Source organism: Halocynthiibacter sp. C4 (assembly GCF_028823805.1).
Taxonomy (GTDB): domain Bacteria; phylum Pseudomonadota; class Alphaproteobacteria; order Rhodobacterales; family Rhodobacteraceae; genus Falsihalocynthiibacter; species Falsihalocynthiibacter halioticoli.
Map to the genome: position 1 here is coordinate 1 of NZ_JAPEIE010000003.1, position 12,175 is coordinate 12,175.

Annotated in this window: 13 protein-coding genes; 6 read left to right on the top strand and 7 right to left on the bottom strand. The window is 51.2% G+C overall.

The features are described 5' to 3' along the window. Positions 1 to 285 precede the first annotated feature (285 nt). Positions 286 to 786 carry a flavin reductase family protein gene (locus OU789_RS13430; protein ID WP_274656045.1) on the bottom strand — a complete coding sequence of 167 codons (501 nt, stop codon included), beginning with the start codon at positions 784 to 786 and terminating at the stop codon, positions 286 to 288. Between the two features lie 227 nt (positions 787 to 1,013). Between OU789_RS13430 and OU789_RS13435 the strand changes: the two genes are divergently transcribed. The 6 genes from OU789_RS13435 to OU789_RS13460 all read left to right on the top strand — a co-directional run bounded on the left by OU789_RS13435 (position 1,014) and on the right by OU789_RS13460 (position 4,932). Next, entirely contained in the window at positions 1,014 to 1,625 is a 612-nt protein-coding gene (locus OU789_RS13435) for a ribonuclease D (RefSeq protein WP_274656046.1), read from the top strand. Between the two features lie 78 nt (positions 1,626 to 1,703). Next, positions 1,704 to 2,306: an LPS export ABC transporter periplasmic protein LptC gene (lptC, locus tag OU789_RS13440; RefSeq protein WP_263954465.1), complete on the top strand. Its 603-nt coding sequence runs from the start codon at positions 1,704 to 1,706 to the stop codon at positions 2,304 to 2,306. 16 nt (positions 2,307 to 2,322) lie between these two features. Then, positions 2,323 to 2,826 (top strand): lipopolysaccharide transport periplasmic protein LptA, encoded by a 504-nt coding sequence (gene lptA / locus OU789_RS13445; RefSeq protein WP_263954466.1) that lies wholly within the window; start codon positions 2,323 to 2,325, stop codon positions 2,824 to 2,826. A 3-nt stretch (positions 2,827 to 2,829) separates the two neighbouring features. After that, positions 2,830 to 3,603 (top strand): LPS export ABC transporter ATP-binding protein, encoded by a 774-nt coding sequence (lptB, locus tag OU789_RS13450; RefSeq protein WP_274656047.1) that lies wholly within the window; start codon positions 2,830 to 2,832, stop codon positions 3,601 to 3,603. Between the two features lie 251 nt (positions 3,604 to 3,854). Further along, positions 3,855 to 4,430: a ribosome hibernation-promoting factor, HPF/YfiA family gene (gene hpf / locus OU789_RS13455; protein WP_263954469.1), complete on the top strand. Its 576-nt coding sequence runs from the start codon at positions 3,855 to 3,857 to the stop codon at positions 4,428 to 4,430. 37 nt (positions 4,431 to 4,467) lie between these two features. After that, positions 4,468 to 4,932 carry a PTS sugar transporter subunit IIA gene (locus OU789_RS13460; RefSeq protein ID WP_263954470.1) on the top strand — a complete coding sequence of 155 codons (465 nt, stop codon included), beginning with the start codon at positions 4,468 to 4,470 and terminating at the stop codon, positions 4,930 to 4,932. Here OU789_RS13460 and OU789_RS13465 read toward each other — a convergent pair. The 6 genes from OU789_RS13465 to OU789_RS13490 all read right to left on the bottom strand — a co-directional run bounded on the left by OU789_RS13465 (position 4,929) and on the right by OU789_RS13490 (position 12,148). After that, positions 4,929 to 6,350 carry a sulfotransferase family 2 domain-containing protein gene (locus OU789_RS13465; RefSeq protein ID WP_274656048.1) on the bottom strand — a complete coding sequence of 474 codons (1,422 nt, stop codon included), beginning with the start codon at positions 6,348 to 6,350 and terminating at the stop codon, positions 4,929 to 4,931. The genes OU789_RS13460 and OU789_RS13465 overlap by 4 nt on opposite strands. 6 nt (positions 6,351 to 6,356) lie before the next feature. Beyond that, the gene (locus OU789_RS13470; protein WP_274656049.1) at positions 6,357 to 8,057 is read right to left on the bottom strand and encodes a DUF5927 domain-containing protein; all 1,701 of its coding nucleotides are present in this window, start codon (positions 8,055 to 8,057) and stop codon (positions 6,357 to 6,359) included. Continuing rightward, positions 8,054 to 9,040 carry a glycosyltransferase family 2 protein gene (locus OU789_RS13475; RefSeq protein WP_274656267.1) on the bottom strand — a complete coding sequence of 329 codons (987 nt, stop codon included), beginning with the start codon at positions 9,038 to 9,040 and terminating at the stop codon, positions 8,054 to 8,056. The genes OU789_RS13470 and OU789_RS13475 overlap by 4 nt, the downstream gene beginning before the upstream one ends. A gap of 180 nt (positions 9,041 to 9,220) precedes the next feature. After that, the gene (locus OU789_RS13480; protein ID WP_274656050.1) at positions 9,221 to 10,249 is read right to left on the bottom strand and encodes a glycosyltransferase family 2 protein; all 1,029 of its coding nucleotides are present in this window, start codon (positions 10,247 to 10,249) and stop codon (positions 9,221 to 9,223) included. Positions 10,250 to 10,259: 10 nt separating this feature from the next. After that, entirely contained in the window at positions 10,260 to 11,243 is a 984-nt protein-coding gene (gene galE / locus OU789_RS13485) for a UDP-glucose 4-epimerase GalE (RefSeq protein ID WP_263954476.1), read from the bottom strand. Between the two features lie 11 nt (positions 11,244 to 11,254). Continuing rightward, positions 11,255 to 12,148, bottom strand: coding sequence for a UTP--glucose-1-phosphate uridylyltransferase (locus OU789_RS13490; RefSeq protein WP_274656051.1), 894 nt, complete (start codon positions 12,146 to 12,148; stop codon positions 11,255 to 11,257). Positions 12,149 to 12,175: the final 27 nt, after the last annotated feature.

The following is a 12,175-nucleotide window of genomic DNA, read 5'->3' on the forward strand; positions in this document are numbered from 1 at the left end:
TTACTGGCTGGGAGCCGCAACCCCTTTTTCTAAATTCGGCGAAGTTTTTTGCATTTTTATTGAAAACAAAGCAAAAACAATAACTTAACCAATCAACTTTCTTTCCGTTTTCTTTCGCCTCGGCCTTAAAGCCATCCCCAAACCTATAAAAGTTGCGGGAATTTGCGAGTCAGTGCGATTCATCCCCGTGAATCGCCGCGAGACTCAGAATCTGCGCGTGAATCACCTCGAATCCGGTACCCTGAATGTGATCGCTGTATGGGGGCTATATATAGAGAGTACTCTTCATTCGCCTAAGCGACGGAATTCACCATAGGCGCCGCCATAGAACAAAAGCGGCTTTCCCGCTGCGCGCGAAACTCTCTTTATACGTCCAACGATTATCGTATGGTCTCCGCCCGCATAGGACTCATGCAAAGTGCATTCGAACCTGGATAGGCAGTCACGAAGGAGCGGGACACCATTTTCGTTTGTGTCGAAAGCCAAACCATCAAACGATTCCGCTGACTGTGCAAACCGTCTCGCGAGATGCCCCTGGTCTGACGACAAGACATGTATCGCAAACGACTTTGCCGCGAGGAAAGAATTCGCCCGAAATGAATCCTTTGCAAGCGACCAAAGAGCGAGAGGTGGGTCGAGCGAAACGGAACTGAAGCTATTAACTGTGATTCCTATTGGTCCAGTATCGGAACGCGCGGTCACAACAGTGATGCCTGTTGCGAATTGCCCGAAGGCTGCGCGAAGCTTCAGATCGGAGTCGTCATCTGGAACAAAGCTATCTGACATCAAGAACCAGTTGTCGAAAGTGTTGGTACGTCGTAGCAGGTCATGTTCTTTACTGGCTCCACCTCAATGATGCACGGCAACGGGTCGATCCGTTTCGGCTAAATGCTTTAATCAAAACATTAGGCGAACGCGAAAGACATATACAAGTCATAGTGCGCCGAACTGCTATGTTGAGTTTACAGGCAATAAAGCCTATGTGGCTGATAACGAACGAGTGGAAGAGAATTATGCCGAACAACGTATATCAGAACGACTTGCCCGATGGGCTCGACCTAGGCCCGGTTGTCGCAATCGACTGTGAAACAATGGGGCTCCTCCCGCAACGGGATCGGCTATGCGTTGTTCAGTTGTCTTCCGGTGACGGCAACGCGCATTTGGTTCAGATCGCAAAAGGACAAACCGAAGCACCAAACCTTTGCAAACTCCTGACGGATCCAGAGGTCCTAAAACTTTTCCACTTTGGCCGCTTCGATATCGCAGCGATGTACAATGCATTCGGTGCGCTTACGGCGCCTGTCTATTGCACCAAGATCGCAAGCAAACTCGTGCGCACATATACAGACCGACACGGCCTTAAGAACCTGCTTCAAGAAATGCTGTCGGTTGATATCTCTAAGCAGCAGCAATCAAGTGACTGGGGCGCGGAGAATTTGACCAAGGCTCAAGTTGAATATGCGGCATCAGACGTGCTGTATCTCCACAAACTACGCGAGAAGCTGAACGCAAATCTTGAGCGCGAAGGTCGGATGGAGCTTGCTCAGTCCTGCTTTGACTTCCTACCTCAGCGAGCTTTGCTCGATCTTGAGGGTTGGCCAGACGTAGATATTTTTTCGCACTAGTATAAGTGCGGGATGTAGCTATCTATTGAGGTAAGCGGACGGCAAGTCTGGGCGCGTGCGTAGTATGGACAAACATCAATGGCTCTAAACGACAACACATACTCCCGCTTCGTTGCGGTTGCGAAAGTTGCCCTGCCATTGTTTGCGCTCGGTGTGCTTTCGACTGTCTTCCTCGTTGCCAAACCTATCGACCCAAGCAAAGCCATTCCTTATGCCGAAGTGGATGTAGAAGAACTCGCCCGCGAAAAAGGCATGACATCACCGGAATACGCGGGCATCACGCGTGATGGTGCGGCGATCATTGTTACCGCAGATACCGCGAAACCGGATCAAGCAAGAGGCAACAAACTTGTTCACACAGAACAACTTTACGCCACCATTGACCTGAAAGACGGCGATCAAGTTAACATTGAAAGCCCCATTGGCGTTTTGAACAGCGTCAAAGAGAAAGCAAATCTAACTGGCGGCGTCATTCTACGAAACTCACAGGGATACACCGTTCGATCTCAGATGATGGACGCCTCCTTAACGGATGCCACCGTCGAAACACAAACCCCAGTAACCGCCGACGGGCCACTTGGGAATCTGAGTGCAGGGAAAATGAAGCTCTCTTTTGTTAAGGAAAAGTATCTTCTGGTTTTCCAAAATGATGTGAAGGTGATATACGACCCTAAAGGTTAATGCTTAGGTGACATGAATGCGCGCAATTTTCGCGATTTTGCTTTTCTTTTCGGGTATTGGCCCGGCATTTGCCCAAGGTACATCTGTTCTTTTCGGAAGCTCTGAACACGATGCCTCGCTCCCTGTCGAAGTCGTTGCCGATCTGCTTGAGGTCGATCAAACAACCGGCGATGCAACGTTCACCGGAAATGTTGTTGTTGGTCAGGGCGAGATGCGACTTTCCGCGGAAAAAGTGATTGTTGAGTACAAAACCGAAGAAGAGCAGCAAGCAAGTGACTCCAGCGGTAAAATCAACCGGCTGATCGCGTCTGAGAACGTTCTTCTCGTCAATGGACCCGAAGCCGCAGAAGCCGATTTTGCAGAGTACACCATCGATAGCGCCGAGGTTATCATGATCGGAAACGTCATCGTCACTCAAGGTGAGAACGCAACCTCTGGCAACCGAATGGTCGTTGACCTCAATACTGGTCGCGCACAGATGTCCGGGCGTGTGAAGACGATCCTTCAGCCGGATAACTGATTGATGAACAGCGACCCAAACCTCAACTTCAAGGCCAAACCCGCAGCAGGCTCAACTGGGCTATCCGTGCGGAATTTGCGCAAGAGCTATCGGCGCAAAACAGTGATCCGTGATGTTTCGATGGAGCTCGATCGCGGTGAAGTTGTTGCGCTGCTTGGGCCAAATGGCTCCGGAAAAACGACATGCTTCTACTCCATCGCTGGCTTGGTTGCTGCTGAAGGTGGCGAAGTTTTGGTAGATGGGCGAGACGTCACGCTCTTACCTATGTATCGGCGCGCCAAACTTGGTATCGGATATCTCCCTCAAGAAAACTCGATCTTTCGCGGGCTAACCGTCGAAGAAAACATCATGTCGATTCTGGAGATTTCAGAGCGAAACTCGCACAAACGGCGCGAGCGGCTTGAAGAGCTGTTGAACGAGTTTTCGATTGGCCACCTTCGCCGTGCATCGGCTTTGTCTCTTTCCGGTGGCGAGCGGCGACGGGCCGAAATCGCACGTTGCCTCGCGTCCTCTCCGGAGTTTCTCCTGTTGGACGAACCATTTGCTGGCGTCGATCCAATCGCTGTTGGCGATATCCGCTCACTCGTTGCTCAGTTAAAGACCCGAAATATCGGCGTGCTTATTACCGACCACAACGTTCGTGAAACTCTAGAGATCGTGGATCGAGCCTATATCCTTCACGATGGCAAAGTGCTGATGAGCGGAACGGCCGATGAAGTGGTACAGGATGAAAACGTGCGGCGCGTTTATCTTGGCGATGATTTTCGCGTCTTCTAACCCCTCGTTCAAGCGGCCATAACACAGCTTCTTCACATGGGCCCTATTGACAGTTGCCTCAATAAAGCGCCCAATACTATGGATGCACAAAGATTCCCATATCGTCTTGGGGTCGGCACATTTTGATCGCCGAACTTTAGGCGCCGCCAGCGATGACAAAGGCGCGCCGTGCATCACAACACCACCTTTAATCCGAACGCGCAGTACCTAGATATTTTAGTGCGCGATCATTTTCGAACCTAGGAGGTTGAATGCAGTACCAAATCAGCGGCAAACAGATCGATATCGGCGAAGCACTACAGTCGCAGGTAAAAACCGAGCTTGGTTCAATTGTCGATAAATACGCCGAACGGCCAACAGATGCCCAAGTCGTTTTTTCACGAAATGCACATGAATATGTGTGCGAAGCAACGGTACATCTTTCAACAGGATTGACAGTTACAGCCAAAGCCCACGCAACAGAAATTTATGCTGCTCTGGATGGTTGTGGCGACAAATTGGAGAAACAATTACGCCGTTATAAACGCCGTTTGAAGGATCACCATCGCGAAAGAACACAGCCTGTTGAACTTTCGGGTGCTTCCTCGTATATCCTCGCCGGATCAGAAGGATCAGAGGATTCGGAACCAGATAGCCTGCAACCAATCATCATTGCAGAGATGGAAACAAAAATCGCATCTCTGTCAGTTGGTGAAGCCGTAATGCAAATGGAGCTTTCGGGAAATCCTGTACTGGTCTTTCGCAATGAAGGAAACAGTGGCGTAAACGTGGTATACCGTCGAGAAGACGGAAATATTGGCTGGATCGATCCGGCCGCAACAACATAGGGACCACCCCGCGCACAACGAGCAGAAGTGACACTAAATGGATCTGTCGAGCATTCTAAAGCCCGAAGCCGTAAAGGTTATTGCCAATGTGACGAGCAAAAAACGCCTCTTCCAGGATCTGGGAGAGGTTGCCTGCGCTGGCTATGGTCTATCTGCAAATGACGCGGTTGATGCGCTCCAAGAACGCGAAAGCCTCGGCCCGACTGGCGTTGGGCACGGGGTTGCGCTTCCGCATGCACGCCTTGATGGAATCGACACTGTTGTTGGTGCGTTTCTCAAGATTGAGCGCCCGCTCGATTTTGAATCTGTTGATCGCCAACCCGTCGATCTGGTCTTTGCTCTCTTCGCGCCTGTTGATTCGGGTGTGGAGCATTTGAAAGCGCTGGCGCTTGTCTCACGGACGATGCGAAATGCAGAAGTTTGCGAGAAACTTCGCGCGAACTCTGACCCGGCGACACTTCACGCGATTCTCACCGAACAGATTCCTGCCCGCGCAGCCTAGTTGCTGGCTTTCCAAGGTCCAAATCCGAATGCCATATAATCGCGCTGATACGCTGCGCGTACGGCTCGTTCTATGTCGTCGTCGTAAATGTCATTCAGCGAATAAGGCGAATCTTCACGTTGCTCCATAAGCGGGGCATTTTCTGCCCCAGTGCGGAACGCCAAGTACTCCAAATCAGTTTCAAGCGTTTCCTCACGCAACACGAGATCAGGCATTGCAAAGTTGGCCATGCCCTGAATGATCGCTGATTGGCTTGCCCAAGCGCCATCAACTCGGATCGAGGTTTGGCCCGAAAGATTAGCTTTCAAAAACTCTAGGAAAACCGCAAACGCCGCGCGATGAGCAACGCGATCATAAGCGGCGTCTTGTGGATCATCGGGCAATTCAAGTTTGTGAACGCGCTGCAAAGTTTTGCGAATTTGACCGTAGGAACGACGTCCTGAATTGAGGATATGGGTGCAGAATGCGGTATGCGCCCGCGCTGCCGGATGACGAACAACTGTAAAGCTCCGGTGACCTTCGTTCTTTCGCTTCCAGCGCCGAAGTTCTTTTTGGTTAAACCCCGATTGAACTTCGCCTTCCGAAACAGCCTTCAGCCATGCCTTAACGCGGTCATTCGGCCCGCTAGGAATCGGGAGGTACAGAAGCGGAGCATTTTCACACGCCACATAGCCACTCACCCGTGCTTGTCGTGCCGGCTCTAGGTCAGGCAACCGCTCAAGGCCAAAGCGATCAAGAGAGGCCAGCGTCGCGCTTAACTCTTCTGGATTCGTAAGCTTCTCTGAAATTTGCTTCGGGTTTTGCTTCTTGAGGTTCTTGTTCAAAGACTCAAGTTTGTGGGCGCTGCCAAGGAAAAGAGACAGCCCATTCAGCACATCAATATCGTGAAGGTCTTCATAATCCAGATGAAACGGTGTTTGGCCCGTCCGTTTGAGTGCTTTGGAAACGCGTGCCCGAAAATCCTCACGGCTTTGCAGGTAGCGCGCAAAGTCCTCCGGCTCGAATGTAATCTTCTCTGCTTTGCGCCGCGTGACGTTCGTTAGTTTCCACTGCCCTGTCGCGACGGCGATCTTCCAACTCACATAGCTTTCGATAGGGTTGCGGGTCAGAATGATTTTGGCACAGTGCTGATCCTGCAAAATCTCCTCAATGATGCGCGGATCATGATCGTGAAAGAACCGAAATCCTGTGAGCTTCTCTTGGGATTTTATCTCTTCCAACAAGCGCTCTGGGTCGCGCTCTCGCTGCTGAAGTGTAACGCCCAAAAGCTCCGACCTATTCGGATAGCCGATAAAGTGGGGATTAAACGCCTCGCCAATACAGGCTAAATCCGGAAGGGAATTGATATTGGACTCAAGAAAATTCGAGCCTGTACGCATCTCTGCGAGAACAACAAAATAATCGAACTTTCGTTTCATAAATACCTAGTTCACCAAATAGGGTTTGCGTGGCCGCTTTGGCCCTGGCCGCTCAATGCCTTCGATCGGAAAGTCACCCACTAAATAAGGGTGCATACCTTGGTTCTTTAAATTCTGAAGAAATTTACCAAACCCCGTAAGATCTACCATACGCGGTGCTTCGGTTATGCGGCGCATTGTACGTGGGCCAATTTCGTCAATGACACGCTGCATTGGTTCTGTCGGAGACTGTACAAATTCCGCAAGTGTGTAAATTTGAACCCGAGCCTTTGCATAGTAGGAGCGCAAGATATCAACATGGTCGCTCTCAATGCGCTGCTGCTCGGCAGCAATCTCTCTGATTTCGGAGAAGCTGCGGTTTGAATGAAACAATGGAACGGCCCATGCGCCGGTAACAACGATGATGCTCGCATTTACGTCTTTGGCCATGAACCAGCTTGTGTCTTGGGTATCGCGCGGACCGAACTGAAACACCTGTTTCTCGCCGCGCGTGTTCCAAATCAGGTTTCGCAGAAAATCGATTGGCGCGTAGTCACGCAGCACAGGATCATCCGACAAGCAGCCAGCGAATACCTTTCCTCGACCTGCAAACTGCGCGCGCTCTTTATCAAAAATGTGCCCGTGGATGCGCGCAGTTGTGGATTTCTCTAGCCAGTCTTCAAAGTCGACAAACAGATCGGAAAAGCCTTCAAGGACAGTATATGGCGCTGCAGAGAGACCATGCTCCGACCCCTCACGCGGGAAACGGCATTGATTAACCAGACCCGGGCGCCCAACTTTTCTTCGCATAACGGCCTGAGAGAATATCCTGTCTATCTTGGCTGGGTCTGGCTCGCTTCTGCACTCTTCAATGCGTTCTTTGGAAAGGAATTTGTCATAGAGTTTGTCCGCATTGACCCAAACTTTGCGTGCAACAAAACAATCAGAACGCTTTAGCAAAGGTAGGTGATCATCATAAAAGATGTGCGGTTTGCCCATAAGGTCGAACTTTGAAAGCGTCAGCGATCGGCTTTCGATATTCACAGAAAAGCAGCGCGCGAGCGTTTGATAATAGCTTTCATCCGGAATCCAGACCCGCTTGAAATACGCATCATATTTCTCGCGCTCAGGACCCTCCAATATTGCAGACAGAGTTTGCCGCGTCAGACACCACCACTGAGACCCCATGTGCGGCGTGATTCCATCTGGAATCTTGCGTCTAAATTTCAGTCTGCGTTGCAGCCGAACATATCTATCAAATAGGCGCCGCTGCGTTTTCCAAGAGAACGGGAACCTCAGCGTAAAACGTTCCATGTCGAGCCCACCTACAGTCCAAGGTACATCGCGGATCGTAGCGCTTTCGATGAAATCTGTTTTTGGCCGCTTTTCGAGATACTCAACCAGTTCACGGACCGGCCGAAGCGGAAGGCAAGCCCCTGACGCGAGATAGACATGCTGCACACTCGGAAACGTCTCAAGCATCAACTCAGAAGCATCTTGAGATGCGGCCACAAGCGACCATTTTCCCCACTCACAGTGCCGACGCTTACAGAACCGGATATCTGGCAAGTCATCGAGCTCGCGTTTGAACTCATCAAACCTCTTGTTGGGAACCTTCTGATCCACATGCAATACAACGGGGCATCCCCCTTCCGACCAGTGCCGCGCAAGCTGTGCAGCGCGGTGAAGGTCGGTGTGGACCATCATGACGACTCCAAGACTGCTCATGCCCAGTTTCCCTTCGACATGAGGCCGAGAATTTCGAGCTGCCGCCAGTTTATGTATTTCTCACTCCAATCGGTCCAAAGGTCGGGCGTTTGAATGGAGCCCTCTGCATAAGACCGGTATTCGACACTGTTTGAAAAATGCTCTTTGCGAACCAGCTCCTCTTTGGCCTTCTGCTCAAAGTTATCAAGGAACTTCGCATGCATCAGACATCCGCTTGTCTTTTCACCGCCCCAACTTTCGTAAACCAAGTTAAGACCACGCGGCAAAAGCATGTGCGTGCTTGAGCAATAAACGTAACCGCGCTTCCATTTCACCAGAGGAATCTTGTTCAGCGCGGGCGCATTCTCTGGCTCATCAGGGAAAAAGTAGCGTGCACGTGGCCCGCCCTGAATCCAAAGGTTTCCGAACCTTTGGTTCATCTTGTAAGTATAGTTGCCACTGTCAAACCAGTTTGCGATTTCGAATGGATCTTGCCCAGAACGATACGGCACAGCATCAAGAGGCCCTTTCGGATACATATCAAGCTGCATCGCCGAGAAGCTCCTGATCGACGACGTATCAAGCCAATCTGTCAACGCACCGAGCCCGCGCGTATCGCAGAAGGGATAAACCAGAAACTCGTCAACATCGACAGTCACGCACCAATGGTTACGACCATATCGAAACAGCAGATAATTCAGCCAATCCGCCCCATATTGCGCCCGCTTATAGCTTTTGGGCGTGCTCCAAAGCGATACATCCGGTTGTTCGGCAAGGTACTCACGGCTTCCATCATTGCTGTCATTATCAACAATCAGAAAATGATTTACGCCCAGCTTCCGATAGTACTGGAGGAAATATTCAAGCCGTACTTTCTCGTTCCGCAAGGTTGCAAAGCATAGAATATCAGTCGCCTTCAGCGCCTCTGTACGATTAGCAACAGACTTTAACTCAAAGCTTTTTCGAAGCGCCCGAGCCCTAAGACGGCGGCGCTTGGCACCCATCACATATGATCCGGCAATCCCCAATTCATGCCCTTTGCGTCTTGGTTTCCTCGACACCTAAACGTCATGTCTTAACATGGAATTAGGCTCAACCCATCATTCTGCGCGCCAATTGAATTGCCCGCGTTTCTTACAGTAGTCCGCTCAAAGATATTGGTAAACAGAGGAAGTTACGGTGCGTTAGTCCCAATCTCCGCGTGAGAGAAGCCCGCGGTTCTCTAGTTGCTCCCAACCCTCATACTTAACCGAGGTCTCGCACCAAAGGTCTGGATTCTCGGCGAGGGCATCATAGTACCGTTCGTAAAGCATGCTGTTGGCAAAGTGCTCTTTGCGATGCTTCTCCTCAACCGATTTACGAGTAATTTCAGGCAGAAATTTCGTGTGGAGCAGCGCGCCGCTTGGGGGCGTATTTCCGTTATGGTCGTAGACCCGGTTCAAACGTTTTGGCAACATCGAATGGGTTGAATTGACAAAGGCAAATCTCCGGCTCCACTTTACCAGCGGGATTTTGTTCAAAGTCGGCGAGCGGCGCGGCTCATCAGCAAAGAACACTCGCTCTCGTACGCCGCCCTGAATCCAATAATTCTCCATCGGCATTTGTTTTTGGTATCGGATGTTGTCTCCGTCATACCACTTTAGAATACTCAACGGATCGTCTCCGCTTTGAAAGGTTTGATCGCTCACCGGCCCTTTGGGGTAAAGATCAATCATCACCGCTCCAAAAGACCGGCGAGCTGTGGATTCCAAATGGTTGGTAAGGTCTCTAAGACTTCGGCTTTCGTTATGCGGGAACACCAAAAGTTCATCGGCATCAAGCGTCAGGGTCCAATGGCCATGACCGTATTTCCACAAAAGCCGCATTACCCAATCCACGCCGAAACGCGATCTCTTGTAGCTCGCACTAGTCGTCCACAGCGACACGTCTGGCTGATCGGCAAGATACACGCGGCTTCCGTCGTCACTCCCATTATCAACAAATAGGAAATGCCGTATGCCCAGCGCGCGATAGTACGAAAGGAAATGCGGCAATCGACCTATCTCGTTTCGGATCGTACCAAAGACGAGGATTTCATCGCGCTTTATCTGGGCAGTTCGATCGACCACGGCCTGAAGTTCGCGTCGCTTCCATAAGGCGCGAACAATAAATTTTTGGCGCTTGAGGCGCAGACGAAGCGCGGTGCGTAGGGTGTTAATCAAGCCCTTGGACACACCACCCCACCTATTTCTCGTAGGAACCGTTCTGATGCCAGCGCCACGCGTCCGCGATCATGGTTTCCAATGTGGAACGCGTTGGTTTCCAGCCCAGTTCTTTTTCTGCGCGAACACTTCCAGACACGAGCTTTGTACAATCGCCAGCACGTCGCGGACCTTCGTTATAGGGAACTTCGCGATTGGTTACAGAACGAGAATGCGAAATCACTTCGCGGACGGAAAACCCCTTCCCGGTCCCAAGGTTGAACACACGGCTCGGTTTGCCGTCCTGAAGCCATTTTAGCCCCAACACATGCGCATCAACCAGATCGCAAACATGCACATAGTCTCGGATGCAGGTTCCGTCCGGCGTATCGTAGTCCGTACCGAATACAGTTAGGGCGGCGCGCTTACCATCAATTGCATCAAGCATGAGCGGGATCAGATGGGTCTCTGGCTGATGAAACTCACCAACCTCACCATCGGGGTCCGCACCCGCAACATTGAAATAGCGAAAGATAACGTGGTTCAGTCCGTGGCTTTCGCGGAAGTTTTCAAGAATATCCTCAATCGCGCGCTTGCTTGCACCATAAGCATTGATTGGCGTTTGCGGACACATCTCATCAAGCGTGACATTGTCGTGATCGCCATAGGTCGCACAGGTCGATGAAAACACGAAGTTCATGCATCCCGCCGCAACTGCGGCTTCGATCAACGACAAGCTCCCAGTGACGTTGTTGTGCCAGTATTTGCCGGGATCCGACATGCTCTCGCCAACCTGCGAAAGCGCCGCAAAATGCATTACGGCAACTGGCTTATACTCCGCAAATACGGCATCCAGCTTTTCACGATCCGTAAGGTCGCCTTGTACCAGCGGACCGAATTTTACTGCATCGGCCCAGCCCGTGATCAAGCTGTCATATGTTACCGGATTAAAGCCGGCTTGCCGCAGCGCTTTACAGGCATGGGAGCCGATATAGCCCGCACCGCCGGTTACCAACACGTTCTGCATGTGCTTAACCCTTATTCAGCCGCATTCCGCTGGGCGACAACATCATTCAGGTAGCTTTCAAACTCACCACGAAGCTCATCACGCGCAAGCGCGAAAGCTACTGTTGCCTGAAGGAAGCCCGCCTTAGAGCCACAATCATACCGCTCGCCCTCGAACCGAAGTCCATTTACGGGGCGGCCATGCTTGATCTCTTCGGCAATGGCATCGGTTAGCTGCACTTCGCCACCTGCACCTTGCTTGGTCTTGTTGAGCGTCCGAAGAACATCAGGCGTAAGGATATATCGGCCAATCACAGCCGTTGTGGAAGGCTCTTCGCCAAGCGGCGGTTTCTCGACCATACCCTTAACAGAAACGACATCGCCGCCATCCTTTTCAATATCAAGAATACCATAGGACGAGGCTCGTTTCTGCGGCACATCCATTGCAGCAACCATACAGCCGCCTGTTTCTTCATAGGCCTCGGTCATCTGCTGAAGGCAAGGTTTTTCACCTGCAATCACGTCATCCGGCAAGATCACCGCGAAGGGTTCGTTCGCAATCAAACGACGCGCGCACCAAACCGCGTGGCCAAGCCCCATTGCCTTATGTTGACGAATATACGCAATCGCACCGGATTCCATATTGGTCGACTTCAGAACATCAAGGAGCGCTTTCTTGTCTTTCTTGCGTAGCTCGTTCTCGAGCTGCGGCGCATGGTCGAAATAATCCTCAAGTGCACCTTTGCCCCGCGACGTGACAAAAATGAATTCCTTGATCCCAGCAGCGCGCGCCTCATCAATAGCATATTGAATGAGAGGCCGGTCAACCAATGTCATAATCTCTTTCGGAACAGATTTCGTCGCAGGCAAAAAACGCGTTCCAAGTCCAGCAACTGGGAACACGGCTTTGGTGACTTTACGCTTCATAATATATACTTCCAAATTAGTTTAGGT